General features: G+C 68.8%; 16 protein-coding genes and 1 riboswitch. Of the genes, 4 read left to right on the top strand and 12 right to left on the bottom strand.

Going from position 1 to position 18,624, the window contains the following annotated elements; translation table 11 throughout:
- Nucleotides 1-2,100, bottom strand: a complete 2,100-nt coding sequence (gene glyS, locus WS75_RS25100) for a glycine--tRNA ligase subunit beta (RefSeq protein WP_059684324.1) — start codon at nt 2,098-2,100, stop codon at nt 1-3.
- Between the two features lie 22 nt (nt 2,101-2,122).
- Nucleotides 2,123-3,127, bottom strand: coding sequence for a glycine--tRNA ligase subunit alpha (glyQ, locus tag WS75_RS25095; protein WP_082729730.1), 1,005 nt, complete (start codon nt 3,125-3,127; stop codon nt 2,123-2,125).
- 343 nt (nt 3,128-3,470) lie between these two features.
- On the opposite strand from glyQ, the gene WS75_RS25090 reads away from it, so the two are divergent.
- Nucleotides 3,471-5,108, top strand: a complete 1,638-nt coding sequence (locus tag WS75_RS25090; protein ID WP_059684322.1) for a tetratricopeptide repeat protein — start codon at nt 3,471-3,473, stop codon at nt 5,106-5,108.
- A 37-nt stretch (nt 5,109-5,145) separates the two neighbouring features.
- Here the strand turns inward: WS75_RS25090 and lnt are convergent, their stop codons facing one another.
- The 8 genes from lnt to WS75_RS25055 form a co-directional block, all read right to left on the bottom strand.
- Complete coding sequence (gene lnt, locus WS75_RS25085) at nt 5,146-6,843, bottom strand: apolipoprotein N-acyltransferase (RefSeq protein WP_059684321.1); 1,698 nt, start codon at nt 6,841-6,843, stop codon at nt 5,146-5,148.
- Between the two features lie 52 nt (nt 6,844-6,895).
- Complete coding sequence (locus WS75_RS25080; RefSeq protein ID WP_059684319.1) at nt 6,896-7,783, bottom strand: HlyC/CorC family transporter; 888 nt, start codon at nt 7,781-7,783, stop codon at nt 6,896-6,898.
- Nucleotides 7,784-8,070: 287 nt separating this feature from the next.
- Complete coding sequence (locus tag WS75_RS34255; protein ID WP_179948948.1) at nt 8,071-8,220, bottom strand: hypothetical protein; 150 nt, start codon at nt 8,218-8,220, stop codon at nt 8,071-8,073.
- 52 nt (nt 8,221-8,272) lie between these two features.
- Nucleotides 8,273-8,905 carry a gamma-glutamylcyclotransferase gene (locus tag WS75_RS25075; RefSeq protein WP_059684317.1) on the bottom strand — a complete coding sequence of 211 codons (633 nt, stop codon included), beginning with the start codon at nt 8,903-8,905 and terminating at the stop codon, nt 8,273-8,275.
- 13 nt (nt 8,906-8,918) lie between these two features.
- A complete protein-coding gene (gene ybeY, locus WS75_RS25070) occupies nt 8,919-9,704 on the bottom strand; it encodes an rRNA maturation RNase YbeY (RefSeq protein WP_059684315.1) in 786 nt (261 codons plus the stop codon).
- 149 nt (nt 9,705-9,853) lie between these two features.
- Nucleotides 9,854-10,900, bottom strand: a complete 1,047-nt coding sequence (locus tag WS75_RS25065) for a PhoH family protein (RefSeq protein ID WP_059684313.1) — start codon at nt 10,898-10,900, stop codon at nt 9,854-9,856.
- Nucleotides 10,901-10,938: 38 nt separating this feature from the next.
- Entirely contained in the window at nt 10,939-12,312 is a 1,374-nt protein-coding gene (miaB, locus tag WS75_RS25060) for a tRNA (N6-isopentenyl adenosine(37)-C2)-methylthiotransferase MiaB (protein WP_059684311.1), read from the bottom strand.
- Nucleotides 12,313-12,526: 214 nt separating this feature from the next.
- On the bottom strand, nt 12,527-13,459 hold the full coding sequence (locus WS75_RS25055) for a LysR family transcriptional regulator (protein WP_059607610.1): 933 nt from the start codon (nt 13,457-13,459) through the stop codon (nt 12,527-12,529).
- A gap of 147 nt (nt 13,460-13,606) precedes the next feature.
- Between WS75_RS25055 and WS75_RS25050 the strand changes: the two genes are divergently transcribed.
- From WS75_RS25050 to ribB, 3 genes are all read left to right on the top strand, one after another.
- Nucleotides 13,607-14,782: an MFS transporter gene (locus WS75_RS25050; protein ID WP_059684309.1), complete on the top strand. Its 1,176-nt coding sequence runs from the start codon at nt 13,607-13,609 to the stop codon at nt 14,780-14,782.
- A 212-nt stretch (nt 14,783-14,994) separates the two neighbouring features.
- Nucleotides 14,995-15,678 carry a helix-turn-helix domain-containing protein gene (locus WS75_RS25045; protein WP_059684307.1) on the top strand — a complete coding sequence of 228 codons (684 nt, stop codon included), beginning with the start codon at nt 14,995-14,997 and terminating at the stop codon, nt 15,676-15,678.
- A 185-nt stretch (nt 15,679-15,863) separates the two neighbouring features.
- Nucleotides 15,864-16,012: riboswitch (FMN riboswitch) on the top strand.
- A 118-nt stretch (nt 16,013-16,130) separates the two neighbouring features.
- Entirely contained in the window at nt 16,131-16,841 is a 711-nt protein-coding gene (ribB, locus tag WS75_RS25040; protein WP_059684305.1) for a 3,4-dihydroxy-2-butanone-4-phosphate synthase, read from the top strand.
- 101 nt (nt 16,842-16,942) lie between these two features.
- On the opposite strand, the gene WS75_RS25035 is transcribed toward ribB, so the two are convergent.
- Both WS75_RS25035 and WS75_RS25030 read right to left on the bottom strand, forming a co-directional pair.
- Nucleotides 16,943-17,629 carry an HAD family hydrolase gene (locus tag WS75_RS25035; RefSeq protein ID WP_059684302.1) on the bottom strand — a complete coding sequence of 229 codons (687 nt, stop codon included), beginning with the start codon at nt 17,627-17,629 and terminating at the stop codon, nt 16,943-16,945.
- 259 nt (nt 17,630-17,888) lie between these two features.
- Nucleotides 17,889-18,605: an MIP/aquaporin family protein gene (locus WS75_RS25030; protein WP_059607602.1), complete on the bottom strand. Its 717-nt coding sequence runs from the start codon at nt 18,603-18,605 to the stop codon at nt 17,889-17,891.
- Nucleotides 18,606-18,624: the final 19 nt, after the last annotated feature.

Below are 18,624 nucleotides of genomic sequence, written 5' to 3'. Positions count from 1 at the left end.
TTATGCGGCGAGCTTCGAGATGTCGGCGACGCAGTTCATCTGCTGATGCAGCGCGGACAGCAGCGCGAGACGGTTCGCGCGCAGCGCGGGATCCTCGGCGTTGACCATCACGTCGTTGAAGAACGTGTCGACCGGCGCGCGCAGCGCCGCGAGCGCCGACAGCGCGCCCGTGTACTCACGCGCCTCGAGCTGCGACTGCACGCGCGGCGTCACGGCCGCGAGCTGTTCGTGCAGCGCCTTTTCGGCGGCCTCGACGAGCAGCGACGGCTGCACCGCACCGTTCGCGCCGCCCTCCGACTTCTTCAGGATGTTCGAGATCCGCTTGTTCGCGGCCGCGAGCGCTTCGGCTTCCGCGAGGCGCGTGAATTCGCGCACCGCATCGAGGCGCGCGACGAGATCGTCGACGCGCGTCGGGTTCAGGCTCAGCACCGCGTCGACTTCGCCGGCCGAGTAGCCGCGTTCGCGCAGCAGGCCGCGCAGGCGGTCCATGAAGAACGCGAAGATCGCATCGGTCGATTCGGCGACGCCCGGCACGCCTTCGAAGCGTGCGTGGGCCGTGCGCAGCAGCGAGACGAGATCGAGCGGCAGTTGCTTCTCGACCAGCAGGCGCAGCACGCCGAGCGCGTGACGGCGCAGCGCGAACGGATCCTTCTCGCCGGTCGGCGCGAGGCCGATGCCCCAGATGCCGACGATCGTCTCGAGCTTGTCGGCCAGCGCGACGGCGGTGGACACGGGCGTGGTCGGCAGTGCGTCGCCGGAGAAGCGCGGCTGGTAGTGCTCGGCGCACGCGAGCGCGACGTCGTCGGCTTCGCCGTCGTGGCGCGCGTAGTACGTGCCCATCGTGCCCTGCAGTTCCGGGAACTCGCCGACCATGTCGGTCAGCAGGTCGGCCTTCGCGAGGCGCGCGGCGCGCTTCGCGTGCGTGGCGTCGGCGCCGATCGCGGGTGCGATCTCGCCGGCCAGCGCTTCGAGGCGCTCGACGCGCGCGAGCGCCGAACCGAGCTTGTTGTGATAGACGACGTTCGCGAGCAGCGGCACGCGGTCGGCGAGCGGCTTCTTCTTGTCCTGCTCGAAGAAGAACTTCGCGTCGGCGAGGCGCGGGCGCACGACGCGCTCGTTGCCTTCGACGATCTCGCCCGGCGTCTGCGTCTCGATGTTCGACACGATCAGGAAGCGCGAGCGCAGCTTGCCGGCGATGTCGGTGAGCGCGAAATACTTCTGGTTCGTCTGCATCGTGAGGATCAGGCATTCCTGCGGAACCTGCAGGAATTCGTCCTCGAAGCGGCACGGGTAGACGACCGGCCATTCGACCAGCGACGTCACTTCGTCGAGCAGCGATTCGGGCATCACGACGGTGTCGCCGTTGGCGTGTTCGTTCAGTTGCGTGCGGATCGTTTCGCGGCGATCTGCGAAGTGCGCGATCACGCGGCCCTTGTCGCGCAGCGTGTCGGCATACGCGCGCGCATGCTGGATCGCGACGAGGCCGTCGGACAGGAAGCGGTGGCCGAGCGTCGTGTCGCCGGCGTCGACGCCGAACGCGGTGACGGGCACGATGCGATCGTCGTGCAGCACGGTCAGGCGATGCACGGGGCGCACGAACTTCACGTCGGAGCCGTCCGGGCGCTGGTAGGTCATGACCTTCGGGATCGGCAGCTTCTCGAGCGTTTCGTCGAGCGCGGCCTGCAGCCCGTCGGCGAGCGTCACGCCGGCGGCCGAGTAGTTGACGAAGAACGCTTCGGCCTTGCCGTCCTGCGCGCGCTCGAGGTCGGCGATCGACAGGTTCGGATGGCCGAGCGCCGCGAGCTTCTTCGCGAGCGGGGCGGTCGGCTTGCCTTCGGCGTCGAGCGCGACCGACACGGGCAGGACTTTTTCGCGGACCTGCTTTTCAGGCGCGACGGCGCGCACGTTCTGCACGACGACCGCGAGGCGGCGCGGCGTGGCGTAGCGTTCGAATACGAGTTCGCCTTCGACGAGGTCGCGCGCCGCGAGGCGTTGCGCGAGACCTTCGGCGAATGCGTCGCCGAGGCGCGCGAGGGCCTTCGGCGGCAGCTCTTCGGTCAGCAGTTCGACGAGGAGGGGGGCGGGATGATTGTGCGTCATGTCTGGAATAAATCTCGTCTCGTCAGTCCTGATCGATCTTGCGTTCGACCTTGAGCGGCGGCGCCCATGCCGGCTGCGCGGCGTCCTGGGCGTCGGTGGTGAGGCCCGGCACGCCCGGCGGGTTGCCGAGCATCGGGAAGCCGAGCTTCTCGCGCGAGTCGTAGTAAGCCTGCGCGACGAGACGCGACAGCGCGCGGATGCGGCCGATGTATGCCGCACGTTCCGTCACCGAGATCGCGCCGCGCGCGTCGAGCAGGTTGAACGTGTGGCCGGCCTTCAGCACGAGTTCGTACGCGGGCAGCGCGAGCTGCGCGTCGATCATCTTCTTCGCTTCCGCCTCGTAGCTGTTGAAGAACGTGAACAGCAGGTCGACGTTCGCGTGCTCGAAGTTGTAGGTCGACTGCTCGACCTCGTTCTGGTGGTAGACGTCGCCGTACGACAGGCGGCGCAGCTCGGGGCCGTTCGGGCCGTGCTCTTCCCACTCGGTCCACACGAGGTCGTACACGTTCTCGACCTTCTGCAGGTACATCGCGAGGCGCTCGAGGCCGTAGGTGATCTCGCCGAGCACCGGCTTGCAGTCGAGGCCGCCGACCTGCTGGAAATACGTGAACTGCGTGACTTCCATCCCGTTCAGCCACACTTCCCAGCCGAGACCCCATGCGCCGAGCGTCGGGTTTTCCCAGTCGTCCTCGACGAAGCGCACGTCGTTCTGCTTCAGGTCGAAGCCGAGCGCTTCCAGCGAGCCGAGGTACAGGTCGAGGATGTTTTCCGGCGCCGGCTTGAGCACGACCTGGTACTGGTAGTAATGCTGCAGGCGGTTCGGGTTCTCGCCGTAGCGGCCGTCCTTCGGGCGGCGCGACGGCTGCACGTAGGCGGCGCGCCACGGCTCGGGGCCGACCGCGCGCAGGAACGTGTGAACGTGCGACGTGCCCGCGCCGACTTCCATGTCGATGGGCTGGAGCAGGGCGCAACCCTGCTTGTCCCAGTAGGACTGCAGCGTCAGGATGATTTGCTGAAACGTAAGCATGAAGAGCCTTCGTGGCGCTGGCGCTCCGTTGCGGGCGGCGCTCCGGGCGGGGCCCGGAGGGTCGGCTCGCGCGGCGGCGCGGCTTGTTAGTGTGCTGAAACGTGCAATTTTACCGGATCGGCGGGCGGATGCGGCTGGAACGCGGACGAAGGTGCCGCAGGCAGGGTTCCGGCGAGCCGTGCGCAGCCTGTGCGCGGCTCGCCGGTATGCGCGGTGCGCGCGCGTGCGGCGGCGCGATGCGCTCGTTGCGCCGCCTGCCGCGCCGCTTTGCGCGGGCGTTAAGATGCGCGTATCGCGATGCGCGCGACGCCTGCCGCGCGACCGATTTTCCACTCCGGACCGCATGGACGATTCGAACGATCTCCTCATTCCACTGATGCCGCCGCTGCTCGCGCTGCTCGGGCAGGCCGCCGACGCGCAAGCGCGCGGCGAGCGCGACGCATATGGATGTTGGCTCGCCGCCGCCGGCCACCTGCACGCAGTCGACATGGCTGCGCTCTCGCAGCTCACCGTGACGCTCGTGGCGCGGCAGCGCACGGCCGACGCGCTCGCGCTGGCCGAGTGCGCGGTGCGCATTCATCCGGACGCCGGTGGCCATTTCAATCATGGCTACGCGCTGCAGATGCTCGGTCGTCACGCGGATGCCGTCGCGCCGTACCGCGCCGCCTATGCGCTCGATCCACGCTGGCCGTCGCTGCGCAACAACCTGGCGATCGCGCTGCGGCTGTCGGGCGGCGACCGCCGCGAGGAAATCGCGCTGCTCGACGCGGCCGTGGAAGCGGACCCGCACGACGTGCAGGCGTGGATCAACCTGATCGTTGCGCGGCTTGCGACGCTCGACCTCGACGGCGCGCGCGCCTGCGCGGCACGGCTGGCGGAGATCGCGCCGGACAATGCGCTCGCGTCGAACAACATCGCGATGGCGATGAAGGAGGCGCAGCGCTGGGACGACGCCGAGCGCTACGCGGCGCGCGCGTGCGAGCTGGCGCCCGACGACGCGTCGTTCCGTTTCAACCTCGCGATCATCCAGCTCGTGCGCGGCAATTACGCGGCGGGCTGGCGCGGCCATGAAGCACGCTGGGACGGCGCCGGCGAGCTGCGCGGCCAGCGGCCGGTGCTGCCCGGCCCGCGCTGGCAGGGCGAGCCGCTCGCGGGCAAGACGCTGCTCGTCTGGGGCGAGCAGGGGCTCGGCGACGTGCTGCAGTTCGCGCGCTTCGTCGCGCCGCTCGCCGAGCGCGTGCACCGCGAGGGCGGCCGGCTCGCGTGGAACACGTTTCCGCAGGTGGGCACGCTGATGCGGCGCAGTCTCGGCGCACACGCGGACGCGTTCAGCGCGGGCGGCGGCGTCGACGCGCTGCCTGCCTTCGACTATGAAGTGCCGCTCATCGGCCTGCCGCTGATGCTCGGGATGGAGATGTCGACGCTCGGCGCGTCGGTGCCGTACCTGCATGCCGACCCGCACGCGCGCGACGCCTGGCGGGCGCGGCTCGCGGGCGACGGCCGGCTGAAGGTCGGGCTCGTGTGGACGGGCAGCGCGGGGCACCAGCGCAATCCGTTCCGGCGCGTCGGGCTCGAGCGCTACGTCGATGTGTTTCGCGGCATCGACGGCGTCGCGTTCCACTCGCTGCAGCCGGGTGCGGACGCGGATCTCGCGGCGGCGCGCGCGGCCGGTTTCGCGATCGAGGACTTTACCGCCGAACTGAAGAACTTCGACGATACGGCCGCGTTCATCGGCGCGCTGGATCTGGTGATCACGGTGTGCACGTCGGTCGCGCACCTGTCGGGCGCGCTCGGTGCGCGCACCTGGGTGTTGCTCGATGTGAATCCGCACTGGCCGTGGCTGCTCGAGCGCACCGACAGCCCGTGGTATCCGACCGCGACGCTGTACCGGCAGCCGACGTTCGGCGCCTGGGCGCCGGTGATGGAGAGACTCGGGCGGGATCTCCGCGGCCTGGCCGCGGACGCGAAGCGTAGGGGCTGAGCGGCCGCCGCACCGCGTGCGACGGCCGCCCGATGCGTCAGGCGTTCCGGTCGTCGCGGGCCTTCGCGCCGTTGCGGCGGCGCAGGCCCGGTCCGAACGTGAAGCCGAACGCGAGCAGCACCAGCGACACCGCGAGCACGATGTTGTTGCCGCTCGTCACGTAAGGCGTGAAGCCGCTCGTGCCTTCGATGCGCACGTCGAGCGAGCCGATGGTGAACGGCTTGAGCTGGCCGAGCACGCGGCCGTGCGCGTCGATCGCGGCCGTCATCCCCGTGTTGGTCGAGCGCAGCATCGGCCGGCCCGTTTCGAGCGCGCGCATCCGCGCGATCTGCAGATGCTGGTCGAGCGCGATTGTGTCGCCGAACCACGCGAGGTTCGTCACGTTGACGAGCACGCCGGGCGGCTGCGGGTTGTCGCGGATCGTCGCGGCGATTTCCTCGCCGAACAAGTCCTCGTAGCAGATGTCGGCCATCACCGGCTGGTTGTGCACGAGGAACGGCTTCTGCACCGGCGCGCCGCGCGCGAAGTCGCCGAGCGGCATCTTCATCAGGTCGACGAACCACCGGAAGCCCCACGGGATGAATTCGCCGAAGGGCACGAGATGGTGCTTGTCGTAGTGATAGATGTCGCGCGAATGCGGCGTCACGCCGTACAGGCTGTTCGTGTAGTCGACGTAACGACCGTCCGGCGTCACCGACGCGCCGACCGCGCCGAACAGCACGGCCGAGCCCGTCGTGTCGCTGAACTTGCGGACCGCGACGGCGAATGGCTCGGGCAGCTCCTGGATCATCACCGCGATCGCGGTCTCCGGCGTGACGATCAGGTCGGCGGGCTTCTCGACGATCATCTGCGTATACATCTTGATTGCCGCGTCGATGCCTTCCTGCTCGAACTTGATGTCCTGTTTCACGTTGCCCTGCAGCAGCCGCACCGTGAGCGGCGCGTTCGCGGGCACGGTCCACGTGGCCTGCGACAGCCCGATGCCGGCCGCGACGAGCGCGACCGCGATGCCGGCCGGCGCGACGACGCGCACGCGCGCGTTGCCGGCGCCGCCGGATTCCGATTCGAATTCGGGCGACCGGCGCGCGGCGACGAGCGCCTGCACGACCAGCGCGGCGAACAGCGCGAGCACCCAGGCGACCCCGTATACGCCGACGACCGGCGCGAAGCCCGCGAACGGGCCGTCGACCTGCGGATAGCCGCTCGCGAGCCACGGAAAGCCGGTAAACACGGTGCCGCGCAGCCATTCGCCGAGCGCCCATGCGCTCGCGAAGGCGAACGCACCGTGCCAGCTCGGCGAGAACGGCCGCGGATCGGGTGCGCGGCGGTGCCACGCATGGCCCGCGCAGAACGACCAGAGCCCCGCCGAGAACGTCGGGTACAGCGACAGGTAGAGCGAGAACAGCACCAGCGCGCCGCCCGCGAGCGGCGCGGCCATCTCGCCGTACACGTGCATGCTGATGTACAGCCACCAGATGCCGCTGATGAAGTTGCCGAAGCCGAACGCGCCACCGGTGAGCGCGGCGCCGCGCCAGCTCGACGTGCGCGTCAGCTGCGCGAAAAACCAGACGAATACGGCGAGCTGCAGCCAGCCGCCGTGCGGGGTCGGTGCGAAGCTGAGTGTATTGGCCGCGCCGGCGAGCAGTGCGGCCGGATAGTGCCAGCGCGGCAGCGTGCGGCCGGGGGCCGGCGCGAAAAGGCCGCCAGCCGGGCGGGACGGGATCGGATCGTCCATGTGAAGCGAAAGAGGGCGAGCGGTTGAAGGAGACGCGGCCGGCGCGAGACGGTCAGTCCTCGTGCGAGGTTTCGGCGCGGCGGCTCGCGAGCGGGTTGCGGCGCACCAGCAGCACGTGGACCTGGCGCGCATCGCCGCGCTGGATCTCGAACACGAGGTTGCCGAGCTGCAGCTTCTCGCCGCGGTGCGGCACGCGGCCGAAGTGATGGGTGATGAGCCCGCCGATCGTGTCGACCTCGTCGTCGGAGAAGTCGGTGCCGAACGTCTCGTTGAACTGTTGGATCTCGGTGAGCGCGCGCACGCGGTAGCGGCCGTCCGGCCCCGAGATGATGTTGCCGGCTTCCTCGTCGAAGTCGTATTCGTCCTCGATGTCGCCGACGATCTGTTCGAGCACGTCCTCGATCGTGATGAGGCCAGCGACGCCGCCGTATTCGTCGACGACGATCGCGAGGTGGTTGCGGTTCACGCGGAAGTCGTGCAGCAGCACGTTCAGGCGTTTCGATTCGGGAATGAACACGGCGGGGCGCAGCATCCCGCGCACGTCGAATTCATCTTCGGCATAGAAGCGCAGCAGGTCCTTCGCGAGCAGCACGCCGATCACGTTGTCGCGGTTCTCCTCGAACACGGGGTAGCGCGAGTGCGCCTTCTCGAGGACGAACGGGATGAAGTCTTCGGGCTTGTCGGCGATGTTGATCGCGTCCATCTGCGCGCGCGGCACCATGATGTCGCGTGCGCACAGGTCGGACACCTGGAACACGCCTTCGATCATCGACAGCGAATCGGCGTCGATCAGGTTGCGTTCGTGGGCGTCCTGGAGAATTTCCAGCAACTCGGTCCGGGACTCGGGCTCGGGCGAGATGAAGTCGGTCAGGCGCTCGAGCAGCGAGCGCTTTTCTTGCGGTTTGTCGGTGAGCTTACGACTGGGATACGAATCGTTCATGGTGGTGCGCCCGGGTCATGCCGGAGCGCGCGGTCACGGAGTAGGCAAGGATACACCAAGGACATGGCGCGGCCGTGTCGCACCGGCCGTCCGGCCAGGGGCATGCGGCGCGCGCAAGCCCCGCTCGGGAACAGCCGCATCGGGCGCGGCGCCGTCCTTCGTCTCCATCCTATCTCAGAAAGGGGCGGCGGGGCAGCGATGGCAAAAAAGCGGGGGCGACCGGCCGGCCTGTCGGTGTCGGCGGCATTTCGTCGCGAGCGCGACTAGCCGAGCCGACGTTCTGGCCCTCAGAAGCGCATGCCGGCAGAGCAGCCGCCGGCAGCCGCGCCGTTGGTCGCGGCGCCGCCGCAGCCGAGGATGCCGCAGCCGGACAGCGCGACGCTGGCAGCGACGAGCAGTGCGGCCAGCTTCGTGCTCGATTTGCGTGACGGTTTCATGGGCGCGGTGCCTCCTTCGCGTGCACGGGCGGTGCGGCCCGCCTGTCGAGCCTCATCGGCATCGCGCGAGCAGCCCTTCCAGCGCGCGATCGGGGATGCCGCTCGCGCGCAACGCGTCCACGGTGCGGCTCACATAGTCGAGCGTCGTGCCGTAGCGGCCGGCCGCGCAGCTGAACACTTCCTTGACGACGGCGTCGGAAAGCTTGCCGGTGTAAGTGGGCACGTCGCGGCGCATCACGAATGCGAGTGCGCGCACGCGTTCGCCGGTTTCGAGCGAGCACGGCAGCCACGCGGGCCGGTATGACCCCATCGGCATTTCGCGTTTCCACAACGTCTCGAGATGCGGCTGCGCGGTCGGGCCCGCGAGCCGGAATGCGATGCCCGAGCACGAGCCGCCGCGATCGAGCGCGAGCACGAGGCCCGGACGTTCGGGCGTGCCACGGTTCACGCGCGACCACAGGTAAAGCCCACGATGATAGCCGTGCACCTTGCCGCGCACGGCGGAGAGGGTCGGCAGCCCGGGGTTCCAGATCAGCGAGCCATAGCCGAACAGCCAGAGATCCTGCCGGCCATCCCAGTCGCGCATCGTGTGCGCGAGCGACGCGGCGAGCTCGTCTTCCGTCAGCAGCCGTCCGTCGCCGATCGACGGCGGGTAGGCGGGCGGCAGCATCGCGGCGTGGTGCATGGTGCGGACGGCTTTACTGGTACGGGTTCGGAAAGCCCAGTTTCGCGAGGATGTCGACTTCGAGCGCTTCCATTTCGGCGGCGTCCTCGTCGCTCGTCTCGTGATCGTAGCCCTGCGCGTGCAGCGCGCCGTGCACCAGCAGGTGCGCGTAGTGGGCAGCGAGCGGCTTGCCCTGGTCGTGCGCTTCCTTCTCGACCACCGGGCAGCACAGCACGAGGTCGCCGATCACGGTGCCGTCGGGCGCCGGGTCGTACGCGAAGGTCAGCACGTTGGTCGGGTAGTCCTTCTGGCGGTAGCCGGCGTTCAGCGTGCGGCCTTCTTCCTCGCCGACGAAGCGCACGGTGAGCTGCGCGCTCGCGAACAGCGCCGGCTCGATCCATTCGGCGATCAGCTTGCGCTTGGGAAGCGTCTTGCGGATGTCGCCGGTGATTTCGTCACCGTACTGCACGGACAGGTCGAACTCCAGCTCACGCACCTCGTTCGCCATTTCCGCGATTTCCTCGTCGCGCGGCGCGGGTTCGGCACCCACGTGCAGCGTCACGCTGTCGTAGTGCTCGGGCTGCAGCGCGAGCTTCGCGCGCATCGCCGGATCGTGGTGCTGCGCGACGATCGCAACGGCCGCCTCGCCCGAACTGCCGGACAGGTCGAACATCAGGCTGCGGCCGTCGGGGAAGTCGATTCGAAGCCCTTGCGCGCTGACGGTCCGGGCCTTGCCCTTCGCATCGAACAGCGAGAGACGGGGGAAATCGGGCGCGGCGGACTGGTCGCGCCCGGACTTGCGGGAACGGGAAGATTTCATGACGGGTGCGGCGATTGGAACGCGTTGAGGATACACCAAACGGCCGATCGCTCCCGAATTCGAAACGGCCGCACGCGGGTGAAAAAAAGCCCGGCGCGCCGTCGGGCGGGCCGGGCCGGCAGGCCGGGGCAGCGCGCGGGCGCCGCCGTTCAGCCGTCCTGATGCTGCACGTGGAACTCGTCGTACGCCTCGACGATGCGCGCGACGAGCGGATGGCGCACGACGTCCGCGCTCGTGAAGCGCGTGAGCGCGATGCCGCGCACGCCGCCGAGCACCTGCTGCGCCTCGACGAGGCCGCTCTTGTGCCCGCGCGGCAGGTCGACCTGGCTCGTGTCGCCGGTGACGACGGCCTTCGAGCCGAAGCCGATCCGCGTGAGGAACATCTTCATCTGCTCGGGCGTCGTGTTCTGCGCCTCGTCGAGGATGATGAACGCGTGGTTCAGCGTGCGGCCGCGCATATAGGCGAGCGGCGCGATCTCGATCATCTGGCGCTCGAACATCTTCGCGGTCTTGTCGAAGCCGAGCAGGTCGTACAGCGCGTCGTACAGCGGCCGCAGGTACGGGTCGACCTTCTGCGCGAGATCGCCCGGCAGGAAGCCAAGCCGCTCGCCGGCCTCGACGGCCGGGCGCGTCAGCACGATCCGCTTGACCTGGTCGCGCTCCAGTGCGTCGACCGCGCATGCGACCGCGAGGTAGGTCTTGCCGGTGCCGGCCGGCCCGATGCCGAACGTCACGTCGTGCGACAGGATCTGCTTCAGGTATTCGCGCTGCGCAGGCGTGCGACCGCGCAGGTCGGCGCGCCGCGTATAGAGCTTCGGCGCGGGCTCTTCGTCCGGCATGTCCGCGTCGATTTGCACGACCGGCTCGTCGAACGGATGGTCGGGGTCGCCGCGAAAGCGCACGTCGACCGTGTCCTGGCGGCCGTTGCCGGACGTGTGGCGCACTTCGACCAGCGCGAGCTGGATATCGTCGACCGACAGCGGATCGCGCGCGCGGTTGTAGAAGTTCTCGAGCGCCGCGAGCGCGAGCTTCGCGCCGCGCCCGCGGATCGTGATCCGGTGGCCGCGCCGCGCGAGCGTGACGTCGAGCGCCTGTTCGATCTGCCGCAGGTTCTCGTCGAGCGGGCCGCAGAGATTGGCGAGGCGCGCGTTGTCGTCGCGCGGCGCGGTGAATTCCAGTGCTTGGACGGTCTTCAAAGTAGCGTCGGGCTCCTGTTGAGCGTCAGTCGGTCGGGTCAGTGGGTGGCCGTGCTCGCGTCGTCGCTCACGAGCAGGAGCTCGCCGCGCAGCGAGTGCGGGTACGCATGGTTGATCTTCACGTCGATCATCTGGCCGATCAGGCGCGGGTGCGACGCGAGCGGCGCCGGGAAGTTCACGACCCGGTTGTTCTCGGTGCGGCCCGACAGTTCGTTCGGGTCCTTGCGCGACGGGCCCTCGACGAGGATCCGCTCGACCTTCCCGACCATCGACTGGCTGATGCGCGCGACGTTTTCCTCGATGGTCGCCTGCAGATGTTGCAGGCGTTTGAGCTTGACCTCGCGCGGCGTGTCGTCGTGCAGGTTCGCGGCCGGCGTGCCGGGGCGCGGGCTGTAGATGAACGAGAAGCTGGTGTCGTAGCTCATCTCGTGCACGAGCGCCATCATCTTGTCGAAATCTTCCTCGGTCTCGCCGGGGAAGCCGACGATCATGTCGGTCGACAGCGACAGGTCCGGGCGGATCGCGCGCAGCTTGCGGATCACCGACTTGTATTCGAGCACGGTGTAGCCGCGCTTCATCGCCATCAGGATGCGGTCGGAGCCGTGCTGGACCGGCAGGTGCAGGTGGCTCACGAGCTTCGGCACCTTCGCATAGGTGTCGATCAGGCGTTGCGTGAATTCCTTCGGATGCGACGTCGTGTAGCGGATCCGCTCGATGCCGGGGATGTCGGCGACGTATTCGATCAGCGTCGCGAAATCGGCGATCTCGGTCGAACCGGCCGTCAGCGCGCCGCGATACGCGTTCACGTTCTGGCCGAGCAGCGTGACTTCGCGCACGCCCTGGTCGGCGAGGCCGGCCACTTCGGTCAGCACGTCGTCGAGCGGACGCGACACTTCGTCGCCGCGCGTGTACGGCACGACGCAGTAGCTGCAGTACTTCGAGCAGCCTTCCATGATCGACACGAACGCGCTCGGCCCCTCGACGCGCGCGGGCGGCAGGTGGTCGAACTTCTCGATCTCGGGGAACGTGATGTCGACCTGCGCGCGGCCGCTTTGGCGGCGCGCGTCGATCATCTGCGGCAGGCGGTGCAACGTCTGCGGGCCGAACACGAGGTCGACGTACGGCGCGCGCGACACGATCGACGCGCCTTCCTGGCTGGCGACGCAGCCGCCGACGCCGATCAGCAGGCCCGGCTTCGCTTCTTTCAGCTCGCGCACGCGGCCGAGGTCGGAGAACACCTTTTCCTGCGCCTTCTCACGCACCGAGCACGTGTTGAACAGGATGATGTCCGCGTCTTCCGGGGTATCGGTCTTTTCGAGGCCTTCGGCCGCATTGAGCACGTCCACCATCTTGTCCGAGTCGTACTCGTTCATCTGGCAGCCGAAGGTCTTTACGTAAACTTTCTTGGTCATGGGGATTCGCCGTTCGCAGTGGTTGACCTGGGGGCGTCGTCAAGGGTGAATCGGGACGGCCGTGCGCTGCGCGCAGGTTGCACGCATCGAGCATGAAAAACCGTCGGGAAAGCCTTCCATTATAGCTTTTCGCGCTGCGCCGGGCGGGCGGCGGGTTGCGGCCGCGCGACGCCTGTCATTGAACTCCGACCCCGATATGGCTGGGCGGCAACCTTCAGCGGCACGCGTTCAGCAGGTCGTCGAGCGCCGCTTCCTCGCGCGCGAAGCGTTCGGCGAGGAAGTCGAGCAGCACGCGCACGCGCGGCGCCATGTAGCGCTTGCCGTGATAGAGCGCGTGCAGCGGCGCGTCCTGGTGTCGCCAGTCGGGCAGTAGCACGCGCAGCCGGCCGGCGCGCACGTCGTCGGCGATGTCCCACAGCGACTTCAGCGCGATGCCGTGGCCGCGCAGCGTCCATTCGCGGGTGAGGCCGCCGTCGTTGGTCTCGAACGCGGTCGACACCGGCACCGTGTGGGTCTGTACCTCGTCGCCGCGCGTGAAGCGCCACGTGTTCATCGGGCCCGACGCGATCGTGATCACGTTGCAGGGAAAGCGGGCCAGATCGTGCGGATCGGCCGGCACGCCGTGGCGCTCGACGAACGACGGCGCCGCGCACAGCACGCGCCGGTTCGCGGCGAGCCGGCGTGCGATCAGCGCGCCGTCGGGCGGGGCGGCGAAGCGGATCGCGAGGTCGATCTCGTCCTGCCACAGGTTCGACGACGAATCGGACGCCGTCAGCGAGAACGTGACGCCCGGATGCAGCGTGGTGAATTCGTCGAGCCAGTCGAGCAGCTGATTGCGGCCGAAATCGGACGTCGACGACAGCCGCACCTTGCCGGCCACCACGTTGCGGCCTTCCTGCAGCAGCGCGTGCGCGTCGTCGAGCGCCTGCAGGGCCTGCCGGCAGCAGTTCAGGTAGAGCCGGCCTTCGTCGGTGAGGCGCAGCTGCCGCGTCGAGCGCTCGAACAGCCGCGTCGCGACCTTTGCCTCGAGCTTCGCGAGGCGCGCGCTCGCGGCGGCCGGCGTGAGGTTCAGCTTGCGTCCTGCCGCGGACAGGCTACCCAGTTCCGCCGCCTCGACGAACAGCCGGATGTCGCCCAGTCGATCCATCGGATTTTCCACAGTTTTTTGAAAATGATTCAAATGCCACGCCAATTATCAAAGATAGGCGTATTCGGGACAATGCGCGCACATCCCGCTTTTTGTGCACTGCGGTACGGACCGGCTGCCGCGTCCGCTGCCTTTCCGGAGAACGTCATGCCCATCCCGTTACTGGCGCTAGCGATCAGCGCCTTCGCCATCGGTACCACCGAATTCATCATCATGGGGCTTCTGCCCGAAGTCGCACACGACCTCGCCGTGTCGCTGCCGTCGGCCGGCCTGCTGGTCACGGGCTACGCGCTCGGCGTCGCGGTCGGCGCGCCGCTGCTCGCGGTGCTGACGAGCCGCATGCCGCGCAAGGCCGCGCTGCAGCTGCTGATGGCGATCTTCATCGTCGGCAACGTGTTGTGCGCGACCGCGTCCGGCTACGCGATGCTGATGGTCGCGCGCGTCGTCACGTCGTTCGCGCACGGCTCGTTCTTCGGGATCGGCGCGGTGGTGGCCGCGTCGCTCGTGCCGGCCGACAAGCGCGCGAGCGCGATCGCGCTGATGTTCACGGGCCTCACGCTGTCGAACGTGCTCGGCGTGCCGTTCGGCACGTTCGTCGGCCAGCTGCTCGGCTGGCGCGCGTCGTTCTGGATCGTCGCCGCGCTCGGCGTGCTGTCGCTCGGCGGCGTTGCCCTGCTGGTGCCGAACCGCCACGACAGCGGGCCCGTCGGCCTCGGCCACGAAGTGCGGGTGCTGAAGGAGCCGCAGGTCTGGCTCGCGCTCCTGATGACCGTGCTCGGCTTCGGCGGCGTGTTCGTCGTGTTCACGTACATCGCGCCGATCCTCGAAACCGTCACCGGTTATTCGCCGCGCGCGGTCGCGTTGATCCTCGTGCTGTTCGGCGCGGGGCTGACGGTCGGCAACACGCTCGGCGGCAAGCTCGCCGACCGCGCGCTGATGCCGTCGCTGATCGCGATCCTGGTCGCGCTGATGGCCGTGATGGCCGTGTTCGCGAAGACGAGCCACCAGCCGGTCGCGGCCGCGGTGACCGTATTCGTCTGGGGGATCGCCGCGTTCGCGACGGTGCCGCCGCTGCAGGCCCGCGTGGTCGAAAAGGCCGCGAGCGCGCCGCATCTCGCGTCGACGCTGAACATCGGCGCGTTCAACGTCGGCAACGCGGGCGGCGCGTGGCTCGGCGGTCTCGCGCTGGGGCACGGCTTCGCGCTCGATGCGTTGCCGTGGGTCGCCGTCGCGGTGACGTTCGCGGCGCTCGTCGTCACGTGGCTCGCGATGCGGCTCGATGCCCGCGCACCGGCGCACGGCGCGGCACCGGCCGCGCATTGAGGGGTGTGTCGGGCGGCGGTGCGCCGGCGCTATGGCGACAGGAAAAGGTTCGCGAGAAACGCTTTCCTCCGCGATGCTGATAACGGTGTGAAGATAACTTCGTTTGCCGGGCCGGGGCCCGGTGATAGCGTCTCGATACGCGCCGTTCGTGGCGCAACCCGATTCCGGCTTACCCCATTCGCAGGGCCGCGCGGCGGCCCGGAGGCCATGCTATGTCTTCACCCCTGGCGCTGGTGCGCGACGTGTCTTCCTTCGAGTCCGGCAATGCCGCCGACGCGCGGACGACCGCGTCGCTCGACGTCCTCGAGCAGGTTGTCGGCGTGAATCTCGCGCGCTTGCGCGCCGAGCGGCAGCTGTCGCTCGATGCGCTCGCGCGGCTGTCCGGCGTGTCGCGCGCGATGCTCGCGCAGATCGAATCCGCGCGCAGCGTGCCGTCGATCAAGGTGCTCTGCAAGATCGCCGCGGCGCTGAAGGTATCGGTCGCCGCGTTCCTGCGCCGTCATGCGGTGAACGGCTTCGAGCATCTGGCGGCCGAGCGCGCGGCGCGCGTCGTCAGCTCGAACGGCCGCTTCTCGGCGCGCGCGCTGTATCCGGAAGGCGAGCCTGCCGCGGCCGAATTCCACGAGCTGCGGATCGCGCCGCTGCACACGGAACCCGGCACGCGCCGCGCGCCCGGCACGACGGTCAACCTGGTCGTCAGCGAAGGCACGCTCGAAGTCGGCGTGCACGATCGGCGCCAGCTGCTCGCGACGGGCGACGCGATCGTGTTCGACGCCGACCAGCCGTACAGCCTGCGCAATCCGGGCGACAGCGAGGCGCGCGCGTTCCGCGTGACGGTGAGCCCCGAGGTGCCGCCGCGCTGGCTCGTGCCCGACGCCGCGCACGCGGCCGGCTGAGCACGCGGCTCGCAGGGCCGGCGCCGATTCCGTTCAGGACGGGCGTGCAGGCCCGGTGTCGGCCGTTCGGACGATGCCGTTAGACGGAGTCGTCAGTAAGGTTTTAAGTGTGGTTCGCTGCGCCGCGTGCGCAGCTGATGTATGCTTGGCCCGCCGGTTTCGGGGTAGACCCCGGCCGGTAATCAGTGCGTCTTCAGGGCGGGGCGAAATTCCCCACCGGCGGTAGGCTGGCGTTAGCCGGCGAGCCCGCGAGCGCCCGCGCATCCGCGCGGGGTCAGCAGATCTGGTCGAATGCCAGAGCCGACGGTCACAGTCCGGATGAGAGAAGATGTGCAGATAGTCATGTCCGTCAGGGCCGCTTTGCCATGCGTGCGAAGCGGGTTGTCGTTCTGTCTGTTTGCAATGCCCTGAAACGTTTTTCGCCCAAATCGTAATTGCGAGGAGCGTTTCACATGTCCTTCATGTCCGTTTCGTCGGCAGCCGCCGACGCCTTTGCCGATCTCCCGTTGCTCGATTCCGAACCGGTGCCGCCGCGCATCGCCGCTGCGCTCGACGCGTTGCGCGCGGGCCGTGCAGTCGTGTTGCAGGACGATCACGACCGTGAAAACGAGGCCGACCTGATCGTCGCCGCCGAGCGCATCACGCCCGAGACGATGGCGCTCCTGATCCGCGAGTGCAGCGGCATCGTGTGCCTGTGCCTGACCGACGACAAGGTCCGCGCGCTCGAGCTGCCGCCGATGGTGCAGACCAACGAGAGCCGCAACGGCACCGCGTTCACCGTGTCGATCGAGGCGCGCGAAGGCGTGCATACCGGCGTGTCCGCGGCCGATCGCGTGACGACGATCCGCGCGGCGATCGCCGATGATGCGAAGCCGTACGACATCGTGCGCCCCGGCCACGTGTTTCCGTTGCGTGCGCAACCGGGCGGCGTTCTGGCGCGCCGCGGTCACACGGAAGGGACGGTCGACCTGTCGATCCTCGCTGGCCTGAAGCCGGCGGGCGTGCTGTGCGAGCTGATGAATCCGGACGGCACGATGACGCGCGGCGACGACGTCGAGCGTTTCGCGCAGCAGCACGGGTTGCCGATGCTGACGATCGCGGAACTCGTCGAATTCCGCGAGGCGCTGGCGGCCGCGCGCGAGCGCTGCTGCGAGCCGGCCTGACGGTCGGTGTAGCGGGGGTGTAGCGGGCGCGCCGTTGCGCCCGCGGGACGGCGTGCGCATCGAGCCGCACGCCGGTCATGTGGCTCCGGCGCGACCGTCCGTCAGGACTGCACGTCGCCGAATTCGCCGCGCAGGCCGGCTTCGACGAGCGCCGGCAGTTCATCCATCCTGCGCATGATCCGCGTGATGCCCATCGCGCGGAGCGCGTCCGCGTAGTTGTCCGGGATGTGGCTCGCGCCGACGAACGCGATCGTCTTCATGCCCGCCGCGCGCGCGGCGTTCAGGCCCGACACGCTGTCCTCGACGACGACGCAGCGCGCCGGCGCCACGCCGAGCGTCTGCGCGGCGTGCAGGTAGACGTCGGGGTAGGGTTTCGGCCGTGCGACCTGCTCGGAGCTGAACACGCGATCGCCGAAGATTTCGGTGAGCGATGCGCGCTTCAGCGAGCTGCGCACGCGCACGAGCCGGCTGTTCGATACCACCGCGGCCGGCAGGCTGACCTTCAGCAGCGCGTCGCGCACGCCGCTGATCGGCGCGAGCGATTGTGCGAGACCGGTCTCGATGTTGCGCTCGACGGTCTCGATGAAGTCGTCGGGCATCTGGATGCCGAAACGCGCTTCGAGCCCGGCGAGAAAGCGCGATGTCTGCTGGCCGAAGGCGGACTTCGCGGCGTCTTCGAAGTCGAGGTGAGGGAAGGTGGCGGACAGCGTTTCGAACAGCACGCGGTCGGCAATGACTTCGCTGTCGACGAGGACGCCGTCGCAGTCGCAGATAAGGTGATCGAGCATGATGGTGAAGAAGCGGGGTGTCGGCGACGCCGAGCGTCCCGCCATGATACGTGCTTTCGAAGTTGCACCGCGAGCCGTTCGGCGCCTGCGCCCCGTCCCGGCTACGCACTCCGTCGGCCGACGCGTCATCGCGGCGTCGGCCGGCGAGAGCGAGGCGGGCGCGTCGTCGATCGTGTGAAGAATGCGGGGGCGGAAGCGGGGCGGAAGCACGCGGCAGTTGCTGCCGCGCGCTCGAGCTCGCGCTCGATCGAACCCGCGATCAGGCCATCGCGTGCAGGTGCAGATACAGGCCGGCCGCCGCGGCGCCGCCGAGCAGCGGGCCGATCACCGGCACCCACGCATAGCGCCAGTCGCTGTCGCGCTTGCCGGGAATCGGCAGCAGCGCGTGCATGATGCGCGGCGACAGGTCGCGCGCCGGGCTCATCGCATAGCCGGTCGGGCCGCCGAGCGAGATGCCGATGCCGAGCACGAGCAGGCCGACGGGCAGTGCGTCGAGCGCGCCGAGACCGACCTGCGGCGACGCGAGGTACAGCACGCCGAGGATCAGCACGAACGTGCAGATGGCTTCGGTCAGCACGTTGTGCGTGGTGCTGCGGATGGCGGGCGCCGTGCAGAACACCGCGAGCTTCAGGTCCGCATCGACTTCCTTCGCGAAGTGCTGGCGATACGCGAGCCACACGAGCAGCGCGCCGGCCATCCCGCCAAGCATCTGCGCGAGGATGTAGCCGCCGACCTTCGACCATGCGAACTTGCCCGCGAGCGCGAGGCTGATCGTGACGATCGGGTTCAGGTGCGCGCCGCTGAACGAAGCGGTCACGTAGACGGCGACGAACACCGCCATTGCCCAGCCCATGACGATCACGATGAGGTCCGCGCCTTTGCCCTTGGTCTTCGCAAGCAGCACGTTTGCGACCGCGCCGTTGCCGAGCAGCACGAGGATCGCCGTGCCGATGAATTCCGCAATGTAAGGTGACATGTTGTCTCTCGTAGATGAC

The organism is Burkholderia sp. FL-7-2-10-S1-D7 (genome assembly GCF_001524185.1).
Taxonomy (GTDB): Bacteria; Pseudomonadota; Gammaproteobacteria; order Burkholderiales; family Burkholderiaceae; genus Burkholderia; species Burkholderia diffusa.
This window is presented reverse-complemented; position numbering and strand designations above follow the sequence as displayed.